Origin of the sequence: Candidatus Hydrogenedens sp., from assembly GCA_035378955.1 — a bacterium.
GTDB lineage: Bacteria > Hydrogenedentota > Hydrogenedentia > Hydrogenedentales > Hydrogenedentaceae > Hydrogenedens.
Genome location: DAOSUS010000024.1, coordinates 16,441 through 41,601 on the forward strand (window position 1 = coordinate 16,441; position 25,161 = coordinate 41,601).

Here is a 25,161-nt window from a genome sequence, read left to right on the forward strand (position 1 = left end):
AAAGGCATTTTGCTAACCGAACAATAAATGTATCATAAATGGTATTTTATACTCAAATAAAGGAATTTCCTAACATCATGATAAAAAGAAAACGAAACAAATTGCTTTCAGGTTTCCATAACCTTTTTTTGCTGTATACCCTATTTTTGTTTTCCTCTATTTCAACGATTTTAACAATCCCTTCCTATGCAGAGGATAAACCTTTGCGTCAGTTGAAAATTCCAGAATTATCCCTTGGACAGGAAGGTATTAGTTCCTGGCAGGAAAAAGTTCGGCATGAACTATCACAACGGCTATCTCTTCCAAATACAAAGCCTCCCTCTTTTAATGAAAAACACATAAAAAAAGAGGAAAACCTTAAATGGAATTTAGAAGAAATAGAAATACAGAGCACTTTACAAAGACGGATTTACATTTCTCTTGCTACCCTTTCTCCCAAAGAAGAGAAAAAATATCCTGCGATTGTATGCATTCACGGACACGGAGGAAATCGGTATACCGCTTTTGAAAATGAGCCTTCACCCTATCATGAGTTCGGCAAAACATTGGTGCAGAACGGGTTTGTGGTAATAACGACAGATGTAGGTCAACATGAGGTCTATGAAAAAGACCGAACCTTAATGGGCGAACGATTATGGGACCTGATGCGTTGTGTGGATTATCTGGAAACACTTCCCTTTGTAGATAAAAACCGTATAGGATGTGCAGGATTATCGTTAGGTGGAGAAATGGCAATGTGGTTGGGAGCCATGGATACTCGAATTAAAGCAACCGTCGTTTGCGGTTTTCTTACCTATATGGACCAGATGGAAAAAAATCATTGTATGTGCTGGAAATTTGAGGGTTTGCGGGAGTTAGTTGATTTTCCTGACATCTATGGGCTGATAGTTCCCCGTGCTCTACAATGCCAAAACGGCGAAAAAGAACCGTCAGACCAGTTTCCACCTTCTTTAGCCAAAAAGGCATGGGCAGAAATAATACCGGCATACAGAGCCTTTAATGCGGAAGAAAAAGCAGAATGGATTATCCATAGCGGTGGACATGAAATTGCCATAGAGCCAATGTTAAAGTTCTTAAAGAGAAACTTATCCTAAAAGGTCAAACAGGTCGGATATTATCCTTTCCATTCTTCCGGAGTGCCCATTGTGTCAGCATCATAACTTGCAGAGACAGTGCTGGCAATACCGCCCCGTGGATTACATTCTATTACTATAGCCATTTTTCTGGGTCTACAAGCAAAAACAAGGTCTTCTAACATTTTATTAACTAAATGCTCATACCAGATACCCACATCACGATATGATAAAAGGTAATATTTTAAAGAACGCAGTTCCAGGCAGTATCTGTTCGGGACATAACGAATAGTTACCTTGGCAAAGTCCGGTAAACCCGAAAACGGACATACTGATGTAAACTCATCCGTTGTTGTAACAATTTCCATATTCCTACCCGATTCGTTTGTCGCATATTCATATTCAAAACATTCTAAACAATTACTTTCTATGGCTTTCGGGCTTTTGAAGGGAAGCGTTTTCCCTTGCGGCTTAAAATTACGAATTACTTTTACCTTTCCTGCCTTATCCTTCTTCTTTTCCATAACCAATCATCCTTTTCCCGTTCATATTTATATTATTGAATGATATAATACGATAAAATAGAATGATTATAAAAAAGGAAATATTAAGTGATTTTACGGTTAATCGTTGCATTTATCCTTATTTTTTTCATAGGAATAGGTGTATTCGTCGTCTTTAAAGGTTCTATTCTTTCGATTTTCAGAAAAGAGGAACCTATAAATCCACAGATTTTATTAGGACCTCCTTCATCCTTAGACGAAACAGGTTTGCCACGATATGAACTTTCCTTTTCGACCCTCAAAAAACCACCTTTCCAGTTTGAACCTGTTTCCGTTCCGATACATCGGTATCAACTGTTTGACTTCGGTGTTGCGGATATAAATCAGGATGGGCTTCTCGATATATTTTCCAGCAATTGTAATTTTCGTCCTTCTATCCTCTTGAACCGCGGACAAATGACTTTTGAGAATGTTATCTCAGAATTAAAATTGGGATTACAACCTGAGCTGCCCGAATTTGCGTGTAGCATGGCACCTCACAAAGTGGTGGAAAGAGGTTTATATATTTTCTACATCTGGCATAAAGTCCATATCTATTATTTAGAATTATCCAAAGATGCCCTTCCACTACAAATTGAAGTTACTGTCCCTCATTCACGAACAGACATAATAGAAACAAAAGGGGAGATAGCTATCAGAAAAATCCAACAGATTGAATCCGAAAAAGAACCGGGATTTACACAGTACAAATTGCATATAGAACACGAAGCCCTCGTTGTAATTGATATTGACCGTCCTGCCATTCCTACACAATTTACAATCCCCCATACATTTCCCTTAAACAAAATATACATCGGTCCAGCAAAAATATCCCCCACAGAACACACTTTCACATTAAATACCTTCGACCGACACAGTTATAGTTGGGCAGACATAAACGCAGACGGCAAAATAGATGTGTTTTCAGGTAGAGGTGGATTGCGGGGAAGTCCTGAATATGCCCATTTACGGAGAAAAATGAAAGACCAATTATTCTTAAATTATTGTGGGAATTGGTTTGAAAATGTTTACGATACAAGCGGATTGGAAAATTGCAGTTGCGGAACACGGAAATCATGCTGGATAAACATCGATAATGATGATAATCTTGAATTGTTTATTATCTGTGCTCGAGATGAACCATGCCGACTGTTTCGAAAAGGGAACAAAGAGGATACATATAAAGAATGTGCTACGGATTATGGTCTGGACATTCAAGGAGACCAACCTATTTTCTGGTTCGATGCAAATAATGATGGTCATACAGATTTATTATCTTTTTACGATAAAAAACTTGCTATTTATATAAATCAACAAGGCAAACACTTCCAAAAACAAATTATCGAGGGCAAGGAAAATAGGGAACTGGCTCCCTCTTTCCTTGCTCCTTGTGATTTCAATAACGATGGGACTATGGAATTTTTCCTTAACAACCAATCAGACCTTAAAACTTTTGCATTCCGACACACAGGAAACACTGCGTTTGAATGGTTAAATCCCGAAGATTTCCAATTACCTTCAATATCTCTCTGGGCGTGCTGGGCAGACCTGAATAACGATGGATATGATGACTTAATCTCCATTCCAGATGGCATATACTTAAATCATCAAGGTAGCACCTTCGAACGAATGGATTTGTTAGCATTAACGCACATTCCTATAATAGATATGAGTGATGCCCGCGTTCAGAGTTTCGACGCAGACAACGATGGGCGTCTGGATATTATGTTAGGCTACCGTATCAAAGGAGATAACCCCTCCGGTTATGGCGATTGGTGGTATTTAAGTTTCCTGAAAAACACAAGTAATACAGGAAACTGGATAACATTAGAACTTCAAGGACCTAATGGAAATCCCCATGCCTTTACTACCCCAATTTTGTGTAAAATAAACGAGAACACCTCAAAATTGCGTATCATGGGCGAAGCCGAACATTCACGAGCCAATCAAGGAAATTATCGTATCCACTTCGGGTTAGGCTCACAACAAGAACTCCCTCCCTTCTTCATTCTTACCCATGAAGGAGAAAAACCCATCAAAAACCTTACCATCAACACCTTAAATAAAATAAACCTTAACCCCAATTAAACATCCCCTTCCCATACAAAACATAATATACATTGCAACAAACTATAACAAAAAAATAAACCTGAAATTTATATTGATTTCATGTTTTCAATATAATATAAAAAATATAAAAAGATATAAGGAGTTAAGCTTTGGAAGTTAAAGTATATGAAATCACACCTTTTTTAGTGAATACTTATATTTTGATTGATAATGGGGAAGCCCTTGTTATAGACCCTGGTGAGGATAATTTTCGGCTAATTAGGGATTTGGGAAAACTAAAAGTGAAAGCGGTCATAAATACTCATTGTCACATTGACCACTGTGGGGGCAATGCCAGTGTTTGTAAAGCGACATCGGCACCTTTGTTAATGCATCCGGAAAGTGAGGTTGTTCTTCAAACATTGGGACAACAGGCACTACTGTTCGGTGTTCCTTTCCAGGCCTCTCCTCCACCGGATGGCTATTTGCAGGAAGGGGATGAAATCCAGGTAGGTAACTTAAAATTGAAGGTATTATATACCCCGGGACATGCACCGGGACATATATCCCTTGCAGGAGATGGCTTTGTTTTTGTTGGCGATGTCCTTTTCCAGGGCTCAATTGGAAGAACCGATTTACCTGGTGGAGATTTTCAAACTTTAATATCATCTATAAAGGAAAAATTGTTCCTTTTACCGGATGATACTATTGTTTACTCAGGTCATGGACCTGCAACCACTATAGGAGAAGAACGAAAATACAATCCTTTCGTAGGTGAATATTAAGGAATTATTCATGTTACCTTTCTTTATGCTATGTCTATTAACAGTTTCCTCTACTGTCCCTTTTGAAGTAACCCTAACTCCTGACCAGGTCTTGCCGATAACCTATACAAACGAACCTCTTATCATAAGTGTTTCGGGACCACCCAATACCCCCTTTGATATGCTCATTACAATCGTAAAACCTGATGGCGAAACCCTCACCCAATTACAGCCCAACAAGCCAGCTACTTACCTGAACGGGAAATATTGGGTAACGGTGCCCGACCTACCCGCTAACCGAGGATATTTTATTTCCACTATATCTATTAGATATAAAAATGAGACTCATAATTGGGAAATTCCTTTCTGTAGAATAGATAGGAATACAGATAAGGTAATGGTTCCTCCTTTTGCTCTACACAACCCCGATGGAGCCGGGTTATATCTTGCACAAATGCAGGGGATTAAAGAGGTATCTTTCGATAGTAATTTTTCTGACCTTCTGGAACAGGTAAAAAAAGCCGTATCCTTCGGATATCGAGTTACAATCGTTTTCGATGTGGATAAAAATAATTCTCCTACAGATATTTTTGAAGATTTAAATAACAAAATAGGGGGGTTGGTTAGTGTTTGGGAAATTGCAGGGAATTATACACCGGAACAACTCCGACATTTCTTTGGACAAGTCAAAAAGACCAAAGGAATTGCCATTTTCCGCATTTCGATTTCCAATATCGAAACTTTACCTAAAATCCTTTGCTCCGTTCCGGAGGAAATAATTAATGAGATTTCCTGGTGTGGGCACTCTTTTACAACAGAGGACTTAAAACAATTAAGGGATACTATCATTTTGCATAGAGGGGAAGGGACACCTTTTTCTTTGCGTTTCGATACAGAAAATATTTCTTCTAATCCTATAGAACTGATACAACAAATATGGATTGCCAAATATGTAGGGGCTCGGACAATAACACTTCCTTATTCTGCTCTGGTAAAGGATGGAAATATATCCCAATTATTCTCATTCTTATGCGGAACTACGCGTGTATGGTCGGAGGGTATCGAACCCTTGGGCTGGTATAATCATTCCGAGACATCTCATGCGTTTGTTTTTCATGCAGTCCCTCATTGGATAATGGTTTTTTGGGGGACAGGACCTCTGAACCTTTCGGGAGAAGGGCTTGCCACAACACAATTCTTTGATAGTTACGATAACCCTTCTACACTTCCCCAAGTAAATGAAAACTCTCTGGTTTTAGATGAAAAACCTTCTCCGCAGTATCTTATAGGCAATGCTTATGAAGTGCTTTACGCCACCGCAGTTAATGAATTGAAAACCCTTGCGGAGGAAATGAATACCAACGAATTTTCTTCCTTGAGAAATCCCGTAATTTCAGAAGCATTAAAAACAATATCGCAAGACCCAAAAAACAATCAAAATCGTGTGCATGTATTAAATCTATTTCGGGAATTGCCTCGTCTCGAAGAACAAAAATCAGATACCTACGAGGCACAGGCTCAAAAGAGACTTTTTATAGCAAAACTTTCTGATTTCTTACGATGTGTTTGTATCACAGAACAATATCGGGGCGAACCTTTCCGTGAACCCCTGCTGGATATTATCGCCCGTAGTGAAGAACGACTTACAGAATATCTGACAGGGTCCTCTGCCTCCTCAGAAAAAGATTACCGTGCTAACTGGATATTAGAAGAAGTTCACCAACTCATTGACCGTGCAGGGAAAATAACCTCTAACGGCAAAAGAATTGAAGCGGTAGGTTTAGCCTATTTAGCAGAAAGCCGAGCCCAATCACTGGAATTTCTGCGACAAAACCCCATAACAAGAGAAGTAAACAAAACTATGACACCTGCAACCACAGTGATAGCCAAAAAGGAAGAAAAAACAACTTCAAAACCACCCACTCCAACAACACCTGAGAAACCAGCAAAACAAGAAACACCTAAAATCCCGATAGGAAAAGAAATATCGCCAAAAACTACAGGACCTATAGAACATACCGTAAAAAGAGGAGAAACTATCTCTTCTATATGCAAACTTTATGGCATTACCGAAGACGAATTTTGCTCATGGAATGGCGTCCGTAAAGGAGCCACATTAAAAGCAGGGAAAGTTTATAAAGTCAAGATAGATAGAACACAAAAAGAAGAAGAAACAAAACCCGCTGTCCCATCAACAACCACACCCAAATGGGAAGGAACAGAATATACTGTTATGCCAGGGGATTATCCAGGATTAATTGCTAAAAATTTAGGTGTTTCAACAGCAGATTTGCTTAAGGTCAATAACCTAACAGAGAAATCTATACTAAAAATAGGTCAAAAATTAAAAGTGCCTTCATCGAAACCACAAGAAACGGAAAAACCAGTGGAAACATCTACTCCTGAAAAAAAGGAAACCCCTGAAAAAGCACCCGAAACTACTCAACCATCTACTCCTGCCCCTGAAACCGATAAGCCCGCCCAACAAACAACTTCCCCCGGAGAAGTTCAGACTTATAAAATTAACTCGGGAGATACTCCTGTAATTATAGCCAAAAAATTTGGTATCTCTGTTCAATCTCTTCTGGAATATAACGATATTAAAGATCCTACAAAACTACGAATTGGACAGGAATTAAAAATCCCTTCCCCAATACCTGAAAAATCTCAAAAGCAAGCATCCGAAGCCCAAGAACAAAAAGAAAAAGCAACTCAAAGCAAACCTAAGGAAGAACAAAAAAACACAGAACCTATAACGCACACCGTCGCAAAAGGTGATAACCCTTATACCATTAGCAAAAAATATGGGGTTTCATTAGATGCTTTATTAGAAGCCAATCAATTAACACCTCAATCAACTCTCCACATCGGACAAAAACTCATCATCCCTCCCAAGAAAAAAGATTGATGAAAACCTATAAGATATAGGAAATACATAGGCTTCCATTCAATCTTTTCATTTCTTGATGAGTGAACATATCACCCCTCGATATATTCAGCACCCCCTTAATGCAGCACAGACATTTTTGTCTGTGTTTTCTTCTATAAAACATGCATTTACGACAAAACGATTTATATTATCACAAATGGGGGGAGCATGTATTTTGGGTTAAAGTTGATAATTGACACAGGGGTTATTTGCCTTTAATATTTTGTATTGGGCGGGGAAATAGACCCCCTTCACCTACATCGAAAATTCGATAGTAGCCATCTTTTTCTGCGGGCACAACATACACGCGTGTTTTTCCCCACGGAATTATCGCTTCTTCCTTCGTATTTTCGCGATGAATGTGCCCATACAAAATAAAGTCAATGGGATCATCTACAAAAAGTATCATCTGGGAACGAATGCCCATAGTAAATTCGTATCGGTGGGTAATCCCGAAAGTCCAGCGACTGGATTTTAATTCTCTACGATAGCGATAAAGTAAGGTATCCTGTTCTCCCCAACTATCGGCAGTTCGATATTCCCGTGTGTCATATACAATATAGCCATCTTTTCCATAGCGGAAAGCATAAAGTGATGAATAAAACATTTTTTCATAATTATCTCCATCACGGTCATGGTTTCCCGCACAGACGAAGGTAGGCTTTTGGGCTTTGTTTAAAATTTTAAGAAATACCTGCCATTGCTCTGGTAGTGCATTATGCGTCAAATCGCCCGTTAGTAATATGAAATGGGCATCGCTCTGATTGAGTTTTTCTATTACCTTTTGAAAAGTAACAGCATATTCATCCTGTGGGTCGCCACTGCGAATATGTATATCGCTTATGTGGGCAAATATATAATATTCCTTAAATTCATTCTGTACCCATACGGAACGAGGATTTATATCCTTTTCATTTGTCTCCGAGATAATTTGTATTGCATAGGGTCCCTGTTTTATCTCTTTATCGGTTAATGTGATGAGACCTTCATATATCTGCGGATTTTTCTTTTCCCATTGAGAATTTAGAGGGATAATGCGTTGCTCGTTGTCAATCAGGAAAATATCGCCTTTTTGTTCTGTAGTAACTTTAAATGTCTGTCCCGGAGCTAACATAACGGGGCAACCTTCATTGGGCAGTTTGATGATACCTAATGTTCCATCTTCAAGCCGAGCATATCCATTTGTGAAGCAGTAGAATATCCCTATTATCAGAAATATTACATATTTTTTCTCATGGAATTGGAACATCATTTTATTTTAGGTCTCCAACAAGGTGCAACACAAATGGATTTTTCTATTAATGGGAGGATTTTATCTTCCTCTATACTTTTCAAATACAATTGGGGTTTGCCGTACATATTGGATACGAAACATATCCAATGACTATCGGGCGACCAGGTAGGACTCCAAGCATCATAATCACCACTAACGACCAGCGGGAAAACACGAGCCGTCTCCGGAAAGACACGATAAATACCTCTTCGTCCATGACGGAAGGATTCAAAGGCAATCCATTCCCCGTTGGGAGCCCATACAGGATTCCAATCCGCCGAATGATGATTGGAAATATTAGAAATGCCTCTTCTTCCCAGATAGTAGATTTCACGGTCTCCAGATTCGTTCGTTTCAAAAACCAAACTGGAACCCTTCGGTGATACCTGCGGATTTAATTCCTCAAACCTTGCCGATTCTAACATTAACTCTTTAGGTAAAGGGGTTGCCTGCGTTTTACTGAAAATAACCAATTCGGTAGTCAATCTTTTTTCTGCTAATGGAAATACTGCTACACCTATTAGCACACCTGTGTTATAACCTTCTTCAAAGAATTTGTTTATATCAAATCCTTCTGTATAGGTAACCTGCGAAACAGTCGCACTCATAGCATTCAGAATATCTAATTTGGGAAACCATACCGGGTTTATTACTGTTGGAATTTTTTCTCCTCCCCAGAATTCTTCCGTTCCACTTTGTAGTTCATACACAGCGGTTTTTTGGTCCGTCAGTCCCTTTTCGCACGAGATATAAGATATTCGTTTACTATCGGCAGACCACGCAGGGTTATCATTCCAGGAATATTTATGTTTTAATATCGTATATTCGTCCGTATTGCTGTCCCAAATTACGATAAATAAACCTCCTTCCATCTTGGCGGAGAAGGCAATTTTCATTCCATCCGGCGACCACACAGGTGCTCCATGATGAGTTCCCGTTGTTAATTCTTTTTCTGTTTTCGTTTCCAAATCAAGAATATGTATACGGAAAGTATCTATGTCGGAACCATAGAGATAAGCAATATGTCCCTTAGGGCTTTCTGCAGAAAAAAGATTTGGGGAAAGTATAAGATAGAAAGAAAAAATTATAAAAAAAACCGTAGAAAATACTTTTTCCAAAGATAAACCACCTACAATAAATAGATTTTAAATTATTTTACGGAAGACTTTTTTGATTTTTTGTAATAGAAACCTATCAACAGAAGGGATACGAATAATACATCACCAAACATATTGCTTTCATCATAAGAAATACGGCCACAGGAGATAATGAAACGCCTTTTTGGTGGTTCAGGTTCCGGGGTGGTTTCTTCATAAAATTCAAATGCCTGAGACAAAGATGATGCTCCACCTGCAGTTTGGATGTATACATCAACGGTACCGGGTAAACTTTGAGGTGTTATAACTTCTATCTCTGTCTCACTGATAAGACGGAAAGACGGCACGGGAATTCCACCAAATTTTATACTGATTATTCCGACAAAGCCATTACCTCTAATGCGAACCGGTTCGCCTCCTGTTATTTTTCCACGATTTGGGTATATGCTGGTAATCTGAGGTTGTCCCACCACATAAATAATGGGAGAAACAGCTTCTTCACCAACGATATTTCCTAAGGATATAGGAATTACGCGGAAATACCAGATATCACCCCCTTTTGTAACATTTGTGGGAACGGTAAGATAATTGGTAAGAGAAGGTATCATCTCGTGATTACGGAACCAGTAAAGAATGCTAAGCCCTTCTGCGTATTGTGTTGGATTTTGAACCATTAAGGGATGGACATAGTCATAACTTGCAACCAAGGGCCTGCCTGCGGAAACTACACGAGACGCAGAAGTATCTTCTGCGGGAGATTGTGAAGATATACGCAGATTTAATGCCTGCGGTTTCACGATTATCGGGTTAACAATAATGGGTATGTCCTGATATGCGTATTGGTCACCTAATCGTGCAAGGACCCTCAAAGAATAAGAGCCTGTATCTTCCTGCTTTGGTAACCATGAGAATTTTCCTTTACCGTTTTTAAGGTCGGCAAACGGCGGGACATCATCTCGCAGCCATGTAGCATATAACTGGGGAACGCTACCACCTGTAAACCATGTCTTTACTTCAAAACTAATATTCTGGTTTGGCAAAACGGTGTATAGAGGAGATGGATCAAAACTTAACCGCGTTGAAGCAAATGGAAGTTGTGCAAAATTTGTATATCTCTGCAATGAATACGGAATAGTAGTTGAAAGTAATTGTCCCGGGTCTACGGGAACACCTCTACCATCGGATAGTCCCACAATACAAGAATTCGGGTCTAATTGTAGGTAGGTAATTCGAATATGTCCACTAAAGAAGAGTTCTACCTGAACCGACGAACCTGGATTGGCACCGGATAACGAATTTGGAATGCCTCCTGCTGCATCTTTCGGGACATTCTCAAATGTAATAACAAATCGGTCTGGCAATCTTCTTGTCCATACCTCTCCCGCAGAATCCGGAGCAAGGTCGCTGAACAAGAAGGAAATACGAGGAATTGCAAAATGGCTGGAAAGACTTGGAAAATTCTTGGTGCTTTCTAAAGCCACCGGAACAAAAGATATATATCCATTGGCTCCCAGATATATTGTCCCATATTTCTTACCAAAGAACGGGAATTGAACATCTGTCAGATTAAAACTAATAAGCCCGTTCGTGGAAAGAGGAATTATATATGAACTCCCTGTGGCATCCTGCCGTTTCACGGGGAAGGAAAAGACCTCCGGGATAAATATAGCATCGTAATTATAATATCCTCCCAAATATTTATTTCCATCTAAAGGATTAACAGGCGCCCCGGTAGGGATAAAATAAATCTGACTATAAAAAATCTCTTTTGCTACCGGCTCTCTTGGGTCTAATGATTTAAATTCTTGTGTCAAAACCTGCGGAGCATAACTCCCTGCCACAGCACTGTCATACAGTTCTACCGGTGGAAGTTCGACCATATCTACAAACAGCGAATAAAAATACTCAATACCCGAAGAAACATTTACATCCAGAAAATACGAGTCTTTGCCTTCAAAAATCTTGTCTCCATCCACAGTGCTGGTTGGATAACTTCCTGCCTTTTTAACCAGAGTAACTTGACTGTATGCATCCGCTGGAGGAGGTGTCCATGACAATAAAATAGCCGGGGTATCGTCATCCATTAAAAGGGCTGTAGCACGAAAATCACGGGCACTCATTTCATCGGATTCTTCTGGCAATATTTCTACGGCACTTAATGCACGACTAATATTAAAACGGTCTTCAATAGATAAACCTTGTGATAAGGCGGAGGCATTTAAGGCTAACGATAACATGGTATAATCTGCCACAGGAGGTAATAATTCCAAAGCACCATAAAATAACTTTGCTGTCCGAACAATTCCAAAACCCCGTACCTGTTCACCATTAAAAGTATCCCCATCTGTAAGCAAATAGGCCAGCTTGTTTCCTACCCCGCTATTTGTATGAACTCCTCCATAATCTTCAAGAGATAAAGAAGTGGTTTTTATAAAAAGTGGACTATTGTAACGGTCAGGCTGGTTATAAATGGTCGGGTCTTTCATACTCCTTATAGCAGTTCCTCCTTGATTACCTTCCCAGGTTACCCCTGAAGGAAGTTCTTCACCAATTAACCAGCGAACGGCATCTGTATCTACCCCCTTTTCATTTGTCAAATCTACAAATTCGCCCCACATATCGCACATACTTTCTGTTATGGCTCCCGGTTCACCGAAATAGATCAGATCGGCAACATTTTCTACTACCGAATGGGTATATTCATGAGCAACAACATCATCAACACAAAAACCTGTTCCAATCCAGAAAATTTTTCGTGTAGGGTCCCAATATGCATTCTGGATAGGGATTCGAACAACCGCTCGAAGGGTTGCCCCTTTATCATCATAACTATCACGGTCATGATTTACGGCGAAGAAATTATAAGCATCCCCTAAATAATTAAATACATTATCTACATCAGCGATTCCTGTTTCTTTATCCCCTTCTTTCCGTGCTATGGTCGTTGGTATATTATAAGAACCATTGGCATCATAAATTTCCCGTTCAATAACGGCAGAGTGCAGAGGATAATTTAACCGAATTTCTCCTGTAATAGCATCAACCAGTAAACGATAAACTTTTTTCTCTTCACTGTTCGTTATCAATGTAACTATATACACAACACAGGTAGCCCCCGATTGTTTTAACATTCCAGGGTCATATACAGCCAGATAGGTCTCTTCTACTCCTTTTATATCCTGATTCTGCAAATCGTTATTGTTATCTAATATAAATCGGACAGCCTGCTCTTCTGCCTTTGTCTTATCCACAGGAAACGGTTGAGAAAAATCTATATTTGTTAGCCCTGTGTCATCTCGTAATACATCACAAGAAATGGCTACAATTTTCCCATCTCTTGTTATTTTTACAACAATCCCCGAACCAAAGACTGGCAAAGACATATAATTCTGGGTTATTCGAACAATCGAGTAATCCTCTTTTTCCTGTATAGATTTAATTTCTAAAGTCGTTTTATCATCTATCCCGCTAAACGCATGAATATTCTGTTCTATATACTCCTTTACAGCACTGCTTATATCAAATGATTTCTGTCCTATCGCAGGAGTAGCAAAATATCCACCTTTCGGAGCAGAAAGAAATCTTATAAAGCCTCTTGTATTTTTATGAACAATCGGCATTTCCGTTGTCCCTGCTCCCTGATAGGTGCTTAATATTTTTGCAACGGATTGAGGGTCTGCTTCTTTTAAATTTTGGGAAAAAGCAGTGAAACAAAAACCTACGGCAAATATTAATAAAAAGAACATGAAATATCGTCGCATAATACTAATTCTCCAGAAAAGTTTTATCTATTATATCCTAATACCTATCTTTTTTGTGAATTCCTTATATTCAAATTTTACATTCAACCTTGAATATCCTACTCTTATTTTTACAATAGAATAGATAGGAATGTCAAGAAAAATATTGACAAATTTTCAAAGTTTTATTATATCAAATCAGTATTTAAACTTTTATCCTTTTCGTTAATATTTTTTTAATTTTTATCTTAAATTATAATACACTTCCTTATTAAATATGTTATCATGAAATAGACACAAGATAAAATTAGTTAAGTAGGATTCGAATTCCTAAATAAAATTATTAAAATTGGAAGGTAACCATTATGAAACCTTCATTATTGATTGTAGATGATGAACCCTCTATATTGCTTATGATGGAACGAGTCCTGACCAGTCGGGGATATGATGTGCAGACCTGCAAATCTGCTGAAATGGCGATGTCTATATTGATGCAACAAAATTTTGACCTTGTCTTGATTGACCTTTATTTAGAAGGAAAAATGGATGGCTTTGCGTTAATGTCCTGGTTAAATGAAAACAAACCTCATTTAATAAAAATCGTTCTTTCGGGAACAACCAAGATACAGGATGTTGTCAATGCGGTTCATCAGGGTGCTTATGATTTCATTCTAAAACCTATTGATTCATGGGATATGTTTACACTCCAGATAAACCGTGCCATCGAACATAAACGGATAAAGGAACATAATGAACAATTATTAGAAGAGATACAAAAGAAAAACATTGAACTGGAAAATCGGCTTGCAGAATTAGAATTAGCTTATCAACTGGTTCAGGCACAAACGGAAGTATTTCAGCAAGACCTTCGAAGGGCAGAACGAATTCAGAGAGCACTCCTCCCTAAAATTGTTCCTAAACATCAGCAAATTTCTACCGCCGTATATTATCTCCCATTAAATCGTATTGGTGGAGATATGGTAGATATTTTACCTTTAGATGAAGAACATATCGGGATATATATTGCAGACACATCGGGACACGGGATAGGTTCTGCTCTGGTAACAACTTTTTTAAAATATGCATTCCAGCCCAAATGTGTAAATAACGGCAAAGGGCACCGAATTATTTCGCCTCAGGAACTCTTAAAGGAATTAAACGAAAAATTAGTCTATGGTCCCTTTGGATATGAAATGTTTATGTCCCTTTGTTATGCCGTCATTGATTTATCAATGCAAACCATAGAAATTTGTAATGCCGGACATCCGTCTATTTTATGGAGACATCAAAAAAACAACGATATTGAAATAATACGCGTTCCCGCACCAGCCTTAGGTATTGTATCCCGTGCTAAATTTACTTCGATGACTTTTTCATGGGATTGGGGCGACACATTTCTGTTCTATACAGATGGGATTGTAAATCTTCAAGACGACGAAGGAAATAAATTTACCCAACAAAACCTGGTTCAGTTATTGGAACAAGATACGGGAAATCCCCAGGAAATGCTTCAAAAGTTAGATAATGAGTTATCCCACTGGACAAAACAGAAATCACAAAAAGATGATATGACTCTTATCTGGTTTACATTGAAGGAACAGGAAAATCCCCAATTGATATATTTCCCCCTGCAAGAGACCTGCTCTTTGAATATCAACATATCCACACGAGGAATTCTGCATGCTATTCAATCGGATACCTGCTATATAAAAATTATTGGCACCGGCACATGGCGGGAAGCCTACGGAATGCATGACTTCCTGCAAAAACTTAAAGAAGAACGAAAAGACATTACCCGCTGGGTTTTCGATTTCTCCGAATGTGCTCAATTGGAAAGCACTTTTTTTGGGGTTCTTCACCAACTATGTTACCTTTCGGAAAAGGAAAACTATCCACAAATTTCACTGCAAAATATCGGCCGTCCTCTTCTTAAAGAATTTAGCGAATTGGGCTTGGCAGATATTCTTGTTCACTTTTTGTTTGAACCGGAACCTCTTCCCGCTGAATTAAAGCCCGTGGCTATACCTGCTTCCCAGGAACGAATGGTTGATTTCATATTAAATGCTCACGAATTGCTTATCTCGGCCAACCCTCATAACGCACCCCGATTTGAACAATTGATTACCCTTCTCAAAGAAGAAAAGAAAAAATAAATCCCCCAATTTTTAAGATATTGGCATTTCCTGTATAGTTATAATATCCCTAAAAAGCAAATTAAAATAGAAGGAGCGAAAAAATTATGGAATCCATTATGCAGTTCAATATGGAATATATTGTCAGTATCTTTTCTATTGTTTTATTACCTACGATTTTCCTTCTAACCATTTTCCTATTATTCCTTTTCTTAAAGTACTTGAAAAATTATAAAACCGAACTTACAGAAATAACACAGAATATTCAGAAAATAAGCGAGTTTTATTCAATAATGAACAAAACCTTTTTAGACGAAACAAGCAGAAACCGAACAGAGATTTTGAATGGTATCCATACAACACTAAATTCCCTTTCTCAAAAACAATTAGAAAGTTTAAGGATTTTCTCGGATAATTTGAACCAACTCACACAACTAAACTCGAAGCATTTAACAGATATTAACGAAACACTTAAAAATGAAATTCAAAAATTGAATGTAAATACAAATTCCACATTAAAAGACCTATCGCAATCTCAGTTAGAACAACTAAAAGCGTTTACAGAAAACTTAAATCAGTTAATACAACTCAATGCAAAGCAATTAACAGATATGAATGAAACCCTTAAAAATGAAATTCGCCATTTACAGGAAAAGAATGACGCTAAATTGGAAGAGATGAGGAAAACGGTGGATGAGAAACTTCAAACGACCCTTGAAAATCGGCTCACCCAATCATTTAAAACGGTTAGTGAACAATTGGAAAGTGTTTATAAAGGTCTGGGTGAAATGAAAACGCTCGCCTCGGATATTGGAGACTTGAAACGAGTTCTTACAAATGTTAAACAACGGGGTGTTTTTGGTGAGTTACAGTTGGAAGGAATTCTTGAAGATATTCTTACACCTCAACAATATGAAAAGAATGCTCATATCAAACGCAACACAACGGTTGAATTTGCAATAAAAATTCCCGCCAAAGATGAAAGCAATAAATACATCCTGTTACCTATTGACTCCAAATTTCCGCGAGAAGATTATGAACGGATTTTGTCTGCACAGGAAAACGCAGACCCGAATGCATTGAGCGAGGCCGTAAAATCGTTATCTAACCGTATTACAGGAGAAGCCAAAGATATTAGTGAAAAATACATTGACCCACCCCATACAACGGATTTTGCCATTATGTTTCTGCCTGTGGAAGGACTGTTTGCCGAGGTTTTGCGGATACCCGGCCTTTTCGAAAAGATACGAAAAGATTGGAATGTTATTATCACAGGACCTACCACAATTACCGCTATACTGAATAGCCTACAAATGGGATTTCGAACCCTAGCTATAGAGAAAAAATCACAGGAGGTTTGGAAAGTTTTAGGCGCCGTCAAAACAGAGTTTAAGAAGTTTAACGATTTATTAACCAAAACAAGAGAGAAATTAGAATCAGCGGCAAGTGAAATTGAGAAGGCACAAAAGCGGACCCAGATGATAGACCGAAAACTCAAAGGGGTTGAGCAATTAGATATGAATGAATCTCAAAGAATCCTTGCCTTAGATAATTTAGATAATTCAGAAGAGATAGACATATTAGACGAAAATTAGAACATACTATAATCTATCTTTTCTAAAGCGTTCGTTGCCGCAGCAACACCACCATTTACGGGTGCCGGTCCTTTCTCCTGATACCTTAAAAACTCAACATGTCCATCAAAGAATAGAACATTAGAACCGCCGGGAATATGGTTATATAAGGACGGGTCGGAAGTCAGTTTATCCATCATTACCCATAAACTACTTTGTGCTTTGGCTGAACTTGCCGGGTTATTAATATCAGTAATGAGAAATCGTTCTATCCCTTCGCGCAGTCTATAAATTGTATTTCCTCCTGCATTACCGATAGGCGGTTGACCTGTTAATGCCGCTGTGGTTGCCGATATGACAATATCATTGTCCCCTCTTCCATTCTCATGATTAATAAAGAAAGGCAAAACGGCTTCTAACAAACCTTGTATTATCTGTGAAGGTGCTGTTCCATCAACAATATTCAAGAAAGGAACCAGCGTTAAATTCGTTTGTGGGTCTGTTGTATCTCCACGGTCGAAAACCCAACCTAAATAATAATAGCTGGCTTGCATATTCCACATACCCCTTCCCCTTTTTGAACAAGGAACAGTTATATCTGTTTTTTCCGTAAATGGGCTTATCAAAGAGTCCGGAGTATGGGATGGGTCGGAAGGGCATAACAGAATATTTACATCAGTTAGATATTCTGGATATATCATCTCTGGATGAGGTCCTGCCACAATGATAGATTTCATACCGGCTGAAGGAAATCCTGCTTGTTCACAATCCACCGCAGCCCTATAATCCATAACTACTGGCGGATATTTGGCTCCTTTCGATTCGCCCGAGTACATCTTAAAAATGAGCCCCCATTGTTTTAAATTATTTTGACAGGACGCCCGACGAGCGGATTCTCGAGCCCGTGCTAAAGCAGGTAATAAAATAGCCGCCAAAATTCCTATGATAGCTATCGCTACCAATAATTCAATAAGTGTAAATCCCGATTTCTTCTTCATAAAAAACAGACCTTATTTTTGGATTATGACATAACGGATTAAAATTTTACATAGATTTAACGAATTTCAATCATTCGCTGGATAGGTAGTTTGGCTTGTTCGATAATATCCAAAGGAACTTCCACCGGATACTGTATTTCTTGTAACGCCTTTAATGTTTGTTCAAGGGTGATAAGATTCATGTGTTTGCAGCGGAGTGTACAGGCACGGACAATGTCCATCTCTGGAAATTCTGCCTGAACATTATCTCCCATAGCACACTCTGTAAATAAAGCAATTTTATCTTTTGGGTGTTGTTTTACATAACTAACCATTCCCTGAGTACTACCGGAATAATCTGCCTTTCGTATAACTTCAGGCGGACACTCCGGATGAGCAATAATTTTTACTCCGGGATATTGTTGACGAACGCGGTCAACATCCTCCGGTTTAAACAACTCATGCACTTCACATCTTGCTTTCCAGCCAATAACAACCGCATTGGTATGGGCTTTCACCTTTTCCATGGTTATTTCTTCCGAAAGGAAAAAATCCGCATTCAATTCCGTTGCCGTGTTCCTTGCTAAATATTCATCAGGAACAAAAATAACTGCTTTATGTCCTTGTTTGAAAATATAAGAAAGGACTTTTCCCGCATTTCCAGAGGTGCAACAATAATCAGACTCCGCCTTTGTATCCGCGTATGTGTTTACATAAGATACAACAGGCACACCCGGAAATTTCTTCTTCAATTCCAGCAAATCATTTCTATTTATCCCCTCTGCTAAAGAACATCCCGCTTCACGAGATGGAACAAGCACTGTTTTGTTGGGATTTAATATCTTGGCTGTTTCACCCATAAACCATACACCGCAAAACACAATCATGTCCGCTTCTGTTTTGCTGGCAATGGTAGAGAGATATAACGAATCGCCTACATAATCAGGTATGGAATGATATAAAGCAGGCTCCATATAATTATGCCCAAGAATAACTGCATTCCTCTCCTTTTTTAATTTAATAATTTCCTGAGCGAGTTGGGCTTTTAATTCAATTTCAAATTCAGGCAAAACCCCTTTTAGTCTTTTCCGCATTCGTTCAAGAACGGTTTCTGTATCCGGGACTGTATCCGAACTCATAATAAAAATTCCTTATAAAATTGTAAAATATTGATTGCAACTACCATTTTATAATTATAACAAAAAGTTAGGCATTACTTCTTTTTGATAGGTAACTATTCGGTAGTGATTGTATTTTCAGTTCCCTTTAAAATATTGAGCAGGGAATGCCACGCTAATGAAGCACATTTTATACGAATAGGAAATTCGCGAACCCCTGCAATAGCGGCAAGTTTTCCCCATTGTTCTTCATCCACAGGGGTATCTGGTGATGTTTTTAATAATTCAAGAAAATTCTCAATCATTTCTACGGCTTTATCGGCCGGTTGTTTTTCAAGAAAAGTAGTAAGCAAAGATGCCGATGCCTTTGAAATGGCACATCCCTGTCCTGTGAAATGTACCTTTTCAATTATATTTCCATTACATTTTAAATAGAAAATAAAGTGGTCGCCACATAAAGGATTATAGCCCTCTATTTTTTTATCATAAGTATCGGGTTCGCCATAATTCCTGGGGCTTTTAGCATGGTCAAGTAATACCTTTTCGTATAAAGCACGCGAAGCAGAACTCATTGAAAAATCTCCTGCACTTTGTATATGGCATTTACCAATCGGTCAATTTCATCAACAGTATTATATACCGCAAACGATGCTCGTGCTGTGCTGGATAAACCATAGCGTTCCATAATAGGCTGAGCACAATGGTGACCCGCACGAATAGCAATCCCTTCCTCATCCAGTATCTGACCTATATCATGGGGATGAGCACAATCCATTGTGAAAGAAATCACACCTGCTCGGGGTTTTTTGGGTCCTAAAATATGCACGCCCGGGATATGTGAAAGACTTTCATAAGCATATTGTATCAGGGCATCTTCATAATGGCATATTTCATGCATACCTAACGATTGTAGAAAATCAATAGCACTGCCTAAGGCTATTACTCCTTCAATATTAGGCGTCCCTGCTTCAAATTTCTGAGGAGCATGGGCATATATCGTTTTTTCCAATGTAACATGAAGTATCATACTACCCCCAGTTTGATATGGCTCCATGCTTTCCAGCAAGGGAGCTTTCCCATAAAGAATACCAATACCCGTCGGAGCATACATCTTATGACCAGAACAGGCAAAGAAATCACAATCCAATTCCTGCACATTTATTGGTGTATGGGGTGTGCTTTGTGCTCCATCTACAACAAAAACGGCTCCTACTTCATGGGCTCTTTTAGCCAAATCTGTTATGGGATTGATGGTTCCTAAAACATTTGAAACATGAACTACCGATACAATCTTTGTCTTTTTCGTAATCAATTGTTCAATTTGCGTTAAATCCAAAGTTCCTTCATCTGTAATCGGAATTACTCTTAATTTGGCACCCGTCTGCTGGCATACCACCTGCCAGGGTATTAAATTGGAGTGATGTTCCATCTGGGTGACTAACACTTCGTCGTCGGGGTGAAGGCGTGGTCGGGCATACGATTGGGCGATTAAATTTATGGAATCCGTAGTGCCTCGTGTAAATACGATTTCACAATCTACCTTCGCCCCTAAAAAACGAGATACTTTGGAACGAACCTCTTCGTATTTCTCCGTAACCTTTTCGCTTAAATAATGTATTCCCCGATGAACATTCGCATTCTCATGCTCGTAATATCGGGTAATCGTATCAATAACATTTTTAGGTTTTTGGGAAGTTGCCGCATTGTCCAAATAGACTAAGGGTTTACCGCGAACAAACCTTTCCAAAATAGGAAATTGAGCACGGATACTTTCAATACCTATTTTCCGTGCCAGTGCTTCGACATGCCATCGGCGTTTTTGTCTTCGATTTTCATTCACGGCTTTATTCTCTTTTGATATATGTAAACTCATTTTTTCTTCTCAGAAACATTTATGTAACCGTCAATAAAATCTTCAACACCATCAAAAGGAAATTCCTTTAAAACCCGATTTACAAATCCACGGATAAGTAAATTGCGGGCTTTATTCGGATGAATTCCACGAGTTTGAAAATAATATATCAAATCGGGTGGTGGTGGACCTACTGTGGCTCCATGGGTGCAACGCACATCATCGGCATATATTTCCAGTTGCGGTTTAGCATCAATAATCGCCTGGTCGGAAAGAGATAAACCTTTAAACTGTTGTATCGAATCGGATTTCTGAGCATCGGGAGCAATATAAATTTTCCCGCGATATACAGTTTTACTCTGTTCCTGTCCTAATCCACGCCAGTGAATTCGGCTTATCCCATGTCCTTTTAGATGTTGTATTAATTGTTGGGTTTCAGAAAAATGATGTCCCTGATTGATAGTCAAACCATTAATTTGAGTGGTAACATTTTCCCCTTTAATTTCAACATCTATTTCGGAACGGATAAATTGCCCGGACAAGTGTAGAGAATTGTAATTCAAAGAACCGTCTTCTTCTATTTCAACCGAAGTTGAAAGAAACCGAAGTGCATTATCGGTCCCTTGAATACTGTTCAGATATTTTAGATGGGCATTTTTACCCAAATAAATCTGCTCCTTTGTGTTTATCCATAATGAATTCGGTTCCGTCGTGTCGGCTATATAATGAACCGTAATAGTAGCCTGTGCATTATCTTCAAGATAAATGAAAATACGCGGGACATCCATTGTATCCGTGTCCCGTCCTTGACTTATTATCGCAATATGAATAGGCTTTTCAATAAAGGTCGCCTTGGGAATGTAGAGAAAAATTCCATTATGCATCAACATATCGGATATGGCTTCAAAAATATGACGGGGTTCTTGTCCAGATACAAGTTTCTTATGAACAATTTCACCCCATTGCGTTTGTAGGGCATCTCTAAAACTTTTAATAAACACAGAGGGAAAGGTATCGGCTTTAATGTTTATAGCACCATTTTCCCATATCACCGAAGGGGAAAAAGTATTTTTTATATTCTGGGGAATACTTTCCTCATGGGTTTGTTTTTGTATCTTCAGCATCCATTTCCTTTGCGGATTAAAGAAAGGGGCAAGATTTGTTTCACGCCAATCTTCTGTCTTGGCATGAGGTATCGGCAAAATCTCAAAAGCATCCAAACCATTACGAAGAATATGTTCCCACCAATCAGGATATACAAACCCATTGCGTAAATGGGTTGTTGCTCCCAGTAATGAAAGTTTTCTTTCGTCATTTAAATTTATAGTCATAGAAGACCCTTTCATGAAATAGCCCCAACAGAAGAGGTTTCCGTTTCTTCTTCCGTCTTAAGCCAGTCATAACCTTTTTGTTCCAGTTCAAGGGCTAATTCAAATCCGCCTGACCTTACAATTCTTCCTTTATAAAGGACATGCACAAAATCAGGTCGGATATAGTTCAACAATCTTTGATAATGGGTTATAACAATAAAGGAGCGTTGTGGCGACCTCATTCGATTGACACCTTCCGCTACGGATTTGAGAGCATCAATATCGAGCCCGGAATCTGTTTCGTCCAGAATGGAAAGAATAGGTTCTAATACCGCCATTTGAACAATCTCATTCCGTTTCTTTTCCCCGCCAGAGAAACCTTCATTCACAGAGCGTTCGGAAAAAGAAGGGTCTAAACCTATTTCCTTCATTTTTCCCTTTAATTGTTTTTCAAAATCCCAAATATCTATCGGTTCTAATCCTCGTGCATTTCGTATCTCATTCACGGCTGTATGCAAAAATTCCGTATTGGATAGTCCCGGAATTTCTACCGGATATTGAAAAGCAATAAAGATCCCTTTTCGTGTCCGTTCTTCCGGTGGCATGGAGATAATATTCTCACCCCGTAGCAAAATTTCACTATCCGATGATACCTCATAGTTTTCATTCCCGGCGAGAATTTGGGCTAATGTGCTTTTTCCCGAACCATTCGGACCCATAATGGCGTGAACTTCTCCGGGATTAATTGTTAAATGAATACCTTTTAATATTGTTTGCCCTTCGATAGAGGCTTTTAAATTTTTGACTTCGAGTAAACTCATCCGACGCTTCCTTCTAAACTTACGCTTAATAATCTTGTTGCTTCTACGGCAAATTCCATAGGTAAATGTTCAAATACTTCTTTACAAAAGCCATTCACAACAAGTGAAATGGCATTTTCAGGACGAATTCCACGAGCACGGCAATAAAACAACTGCTCCTCATTGATTTTGGAGGTAGTAGCCTCATGTTCCACCGAGGCAGAAGAATTCCGAATGTCCAAATGAGGAAAAGTATGTGCACCACAACGATTGCCAATAAGCAAAGAATCGCATTGTGTATAATTTCGTGCATTTTCCGCTTTAGGCATAACACGAACCATTCCCCTATAGGTATTTTGACTCATACCTGCGGATATGGTTTTACTGATAATCGTGCTGCGAGTATTCTTTCCGATATGTATCATTTTGGTACCTGTATCGGCTTGTTGTTTGTTCCGTGTTAACGCTACCGAATAAAACTCGCCCGTCGAGTTATCTCCCTGCAAAATACAACTGGGATATTTCCATGTAATGGCAGAACCCGTCTCTACCTGTGTCCATGAAATCCGAGAATTGTCTCCCACACATTTACCCCGTTTTGTAACAAAGTTGAAAATACCGCCTCGACCTTCTTCATCACCTGCATACCAGTTTTGAACAGTAGAATAACGAATCGTAGCATTCTTATGGGCAACAAGTTCAACTACAGCCGCATGCAACTGATTTTCATCACGAATAGGAGCGGTACATCCCTCCAAATAACTTACCTCCGCACCTTCATCCGCTATAATCAATGTCCGCTCAAATTGCCCCGTCTGTGCAGAATTAATTCGGAAGTAAGTAGACAAATCCATCGGACATTTAACCCCTTTCGGGACATAAACAAACGAACCATCACTAAAAACAGCCGAATTTAAACTTGCATAAAAATTATCACTGGGCGGAACAACCGAACCCAAATAGCGTTGCACCAACTCCGGGTAATTGCGAATTGCTTCCGACATAGAACAAAAAATAATTCCGAATTTTCCTAATATCTCTTGATGGGTCGTTGCCACAGAAACACTATCGAAAACCGCGTCCACAGCAATTCCTACCAATCTTTTCTGCTCTTCTAACGGAATACCTAATTTCTCAAAAGTTTTAAGTATCTCCGGCTCTACCTCTTCTATACTATTAGATTTCTTTTTCATTTTCGGTGCCGCATAATAACGAATGGCTTGAAAATCCGGCGTTTTGTATTTAATAAAAGCCCAATGCGGTTCTTGCATTTGTGTCCAGGTGCGATATGCTTTCAATCGCCATTCAGTCATCCATTCCGGCTCTTCTTTTTTTTCGGATATTTTACGGATTATATCCTCATTCAAACCAAACGGGAATGGTTCTTCTTCTATGGGAGTTACCCAACCATAGGCATATTCTTTATTCACAAAATCATTTATCGCAGACATATCTTCGCCATTCTTCGTGGTGCCGTTTTTCTCTTTTTCAGGTATGTTCATCTTTATTTCAGACATCTTTATCAGGCTCCCCTGATTAATTGTTTCTTTATATAGCAAAACACCATTTGTATATAGATTATTCCTATATACAATTACCCAACCGAAGCAAGGACACTTCATTTTCATAAGGGTAATGATTCTTAAATGTATGTGGGCTATTAACCAATCAACTCTAAAAAAAATAATTCGATAGATTAACAAGGGTTTTATAGACCATGAATTCACGAACAAGAATCGATTTTTCTCTTTGTTTTTATTCGTAGTCATTCGTTATATTCGTAGGAATAAATTCTTTAACCCAACTTAATACCAATCCCCTTAAGTTTCATTACTCCCATGAATCCCCCTCCGTCCCCTATGCCTCATTAGTCTCCGTCTCATCTACCCCATCTGTTCCCTCCGTCCCGTCCGTTTCATCTGTCCTATTTG

17 protein-coding genes are annotated in these 25,161 nt (G+C 38.8%); 6 read left to right on the plus strand and 11 right to left on the minus strand.

The annotated features are described in order from the left end of the window. Positions 1-77: 77 nt before the first annotated feature. Positions 78-1,094 (plus strand): alpha/beta hydrolase family protein, encoded by a 1,017-nt coding sequence (locus tag PLA12_06825; protein ID HOQ32207.1) that lies wholly within the window; start codon positions 78-80, stop codon positions 1,092-1,094. A gap of 20 nt (positions 1,095-1,114) precedes the next feature. Here PLA12_06825 and queF read toward each other — a convergent pair whose 3' ends face one another. Beyond that, positions 1,115-1,597: a preQ(1) synthase gene (gene queF / locus PLA12_06830; GenBank protein HOQ32208.1), complete on the minus strand. Its 483-nt coding sequence runs from the start codon at positions 1,595-1,597 to the stop codon at positions 1,115-1,117. 87 nt (positions 1,598-1,684) lie between these two features. On the opposite strand from queF, the gene PLA12_06835 reads away from it, so the two are divergent. From PLA12_06835 to PLA12_06845, 3 genes are all read left to right on the plus strand, one after another. After that, positions 1,685-3,703, plus strand: a complete 2,019-nt coding sequence (locus PLA12_06835; protein ID HOQ32209.1) for a VCBS repeat-containing protein — start codon at positions 1,685-1,687, stop codon at positions 3,701-3,703. Positions 3,704-3,834: 131 nt separating this feature from the next. Further along, positions 3,835-4,449 carry an MBL fold metallo-hydrolase gene (locus PLA12_06840; GenBank protein HOQ32210.1) on the plus strand — a complete coding sequence of 205 codons (615 nt, stop codon included), beginning with the start codon at positions 3,835-3,837 and terminating at the stop codon, positions 4,447-4,449. A gap of 10 nt (positions 4,450-4,459) precedes the next feature. After that, positions 4,460-7,336 (plus strand): LysM peptidoglycan-binding domain-containing protein, encoded by a 2,877-nt coding sequence (locus PLA12_06845; GenBank protein ID HOQ32211.1) that lies wholly within the window; start codon positions 4,460-4,462, stop codon positions 7,334-7,336. Between the two features lie 226 nt (positions 7,337-7,562). On the opposite strand, the gene PLA12_06850 is transcribed toward PLA12_06845, so the two are convergent. The 3 genes from PLA12_06850 to PLA12_06860 are packed head-to-tail and all read right to left on the minus strand — an operon-like array spanning position 7,563 to position 13,488. Continuing rightward, positions 7,563-8,609 (minus strand): metallophosphoesterase, encoded by a 1,047-nt coding sequence (locus PLA12_06850; GenBank protein HOQ32212.1) that lies wholly within the window; start codon positions 8,607-8,609, stop codon positions 7,563-7,565. Next, the gene (locus PLA12_06855) at positions 8,606-9,748 is read right to left on the minus strand and encodes a hypothetical protein (protein ID HOQ32213.1); all 1,143 of its coding nucleotides are present in this window, start codon (positions 9,746-9,748) and stop codon (positions 8,606-8,608) included. The genes PLA12_06850 and PLA12_06855 overlap by 4 nt, the downstream gene beginning before the upstream one ends. A 32-nt stretch (positions 9,749-9,780) precedes the next feature. After that, entirely contained in the window at positions 9,781-13,488 is a 3,708-nt protein-coding gene (locus PLA12_06860) for a M4 family metallopeptidase (protein HOQ32214.1), read from the minus strand. 344 nt (positions 13,489-13,832) lie between these two features. Between PLA12_06860 and PLA12_06865 the strand changes: the two genes are divergently transcribed. Together PLA12_06865 and rmuC are read left to right on the plus strand one after the other, a co-directional pair. Then, positions 13,833-15,620 carry a SpoIIE family protein phosphatase gene (locus PLA12_06865; GenBank protein HOQ32215.1) on the plus strand — a complete coding sequence of 596 codons (1,788 nt, stop codon included), beginning with the start codon at positions 13,833-13,835 and terminating at the stop codon, positions 15,618-15,620. An 86-nt stretch (positions 15,621-15,706) separates the two neighbouring features. After that, on the plus strand, positions 15,707-17,194 hold the full coding sequence (rmuC, locus tag PLA12_06870) for a DNA recombination protein RmuC (GenBank protein ID HOQ32216.1): 1,488 nt from the start codon (positions 15,707-15,709) through the stop codon (positions 17,192-17,194). Here the strand turns inward: rmuC and PLA12_06875 are convergent. The 7 genes from PLA12_06875 to sufB form a co-directional block, all read right to left on the minus strand. After that, positions 17,191-18,171: a DUF1559 domain-containing protein gene (locus tag PLA12_06875; protein ID HOQ32217.1), complete on the minus strand. Its 981-nt coding sequence runs from the start codon at positions 18,169-18,171 to the stop codon at positions 17,191-17,193. The genes rmuC and PLA12_06875 overlap by 4 nt on opposite strands. A 56-nt stretch (positions 18,172-18,227) precedes the next feature. Continuing rightward, entirely contained in the window at positions 18,228-19,289 is a 1,062-nt protein-coding gene (gene nadA / locus PLA12_06880) for a quinolinate synthase NadA (protein HOQ32218.1), read from the minus strand. Between the two features lie 95 nt (positions 19,290-19,384). Continuing rightward, positions 19,385-19,840 carry an SUF system NifU family Fe-S cluster assembly protein gene (locus PLA12_06885; GenBank protein HOQ32219.1) on the minus strand — a complete coding sequence of 152 codons (456 nt, stop codon included), beginning with the start codon at positions 19,838-19,840 and terminating at the stop codon, positions 19,385-19,387. Then, a complete protein-coding gene (locus tag PLA12_06890) occupies positions 19,837-21,051 on the minus strand; it encodes a cysteine desulfurase (GenBank protein ID HOQ32220.1) in 1,215 nt (404 codons plus the stop codon). The genes PLA12_06885 and PLA12_06890 overlap by 4 nt, the downstream gene beginning before the upstream one ends. Positions 21,052-21,137: 86 nt before the next feature. Continuing rightward, complete coding sequence (gene sufD / locus PLA12_06895) at positions 21,138-22,451, minus strand: Fe-S cluster assembly protein SufD (protein ID HOQ32221.1); 1,314 nt, start codon at positions 22,449-22,451, stop codon at positions 21,138-21,140. Positions 22,452-22,462: 11 nt separating this feature from the next. Further along, on the minus strand, positions 22,463-23,251 hold the full coding sequence (gene sufC / locus PLA12_06900; protein ID HOQ32222.1) for a Fe-S cluster assembly ATPase SufC: 789 nt from the start codon (positions 23,249-23,251) through the stop codon (positions 22,463-22,465). Then, positions 23,248-24,681, minus strand: a complete 1,434-nt coding sequence (gene sufB / locus PLA12_06905; GenBank protein ID HOQ32223.1) for a Fe-S cluster assembly protein SufB — start codon at positions 24,679-24,681, stop codon at positions 23,248-23,250. Before sufB ends, sufC begins: the two co-directional genes overlap by 4 nt. Positions 24,682-25,161 lie beyond the last annotated feature (480 nt).

What these genes read in the sequence shown, in the direction of transcription:
- PLA12_06825 (HOQ32207.1), top strand. Translation starts at nt 78, where the DNA reads ATGATAAAAAGAAAACGAAACAAATTGCTTTCAGGTTTCCATAACCTT.
- queF (HOQ32208.1), bottom strand. Translation starts at nt 1,597, where the DNA reads ATGGAAAAGAAGAAGGATAAGGCAGGAAAGGTAAAAGTAATTCGTAAT.
- PLA12_06845 (HOQ32211.1), top strand. Translation starts at nt 4,460, where the DNA reads ATGTTACCTTTCTTTATGCTATGTCTATTAACAGTTTCCTCTACTGTC.
- PLA12_06850 (HOQ32212.1), bottom strand. Translation starts at nt 8,609, where the DNA reads ATGATGTTCCAATTCCATGAGAAAAAATATGTAATATTTCTGATAATA.
- PLA12_06860 (HOQ32214.1), bottom strand. Translation starts at nt 13,488, where the DNA reads ATGCGACGATATTTCATGTTCTTTTTATTAATATTTGCCGTAGGTTTT.
- PLA12_06865 (HOQ32215.1), top strand. Translation starts at nt 13,833, where the DNA reads ATGAAACCTTCATTATTGATTGTAGATGATGAACCCTCTATATTGCTT.
- rmuC (HOQ32216.1), top strand. Translation starts at nt 15,707, where the DNA reads ATGGAATCCATTATGCAGTTCAATATGGAATATATTGTCAGTATCTTT.
- PLA12_06875 (HOQ32217.1), bottom strand. Translation starts at nt 18,171, where the DNA reads ATGAAGAAGAAATCGGGATTTACACTTATTGAATTATTGGTAGCGATA.
- nadA (HOQ32218.1), bottom strand. Translation starts at nt 19,289, where the DNA reads ATGAGTTCGGATACAGTCCCGGATACAGAAACCGTTCTTGAACGAATG.
- PLA12_06885 (HOQ32219.1), bottom strand. Translation starts at nt 19,840, where the DNA reads ATGAGTTCTGCTTCGCGTGCTTTATACGAAAAGGTATTACTTGACCAT.
- sufD (HOQ32221.1), bottom strand. Translation starts at nt 22,451, where the DNA reads ATGACTATAAATTTAAATGACGAAAGAAAACTTTCATTACTGGGAGCA.
- sufC (HOQ32222.1), bottom strand. Translation starts at nt 23,251, where the DNA reads ATGAGTTTACTCGAAGTCAAAAATTTAAAAGCCTCTATCGAAGGGCAA.
- sufB (HOQ32223.1), bottom strand. Translation starts at nt 24,681, where the DNA reads ATGTCTGCGATAAATGATTTTGTGAATAAAGAATATGCCTATGGTTGG.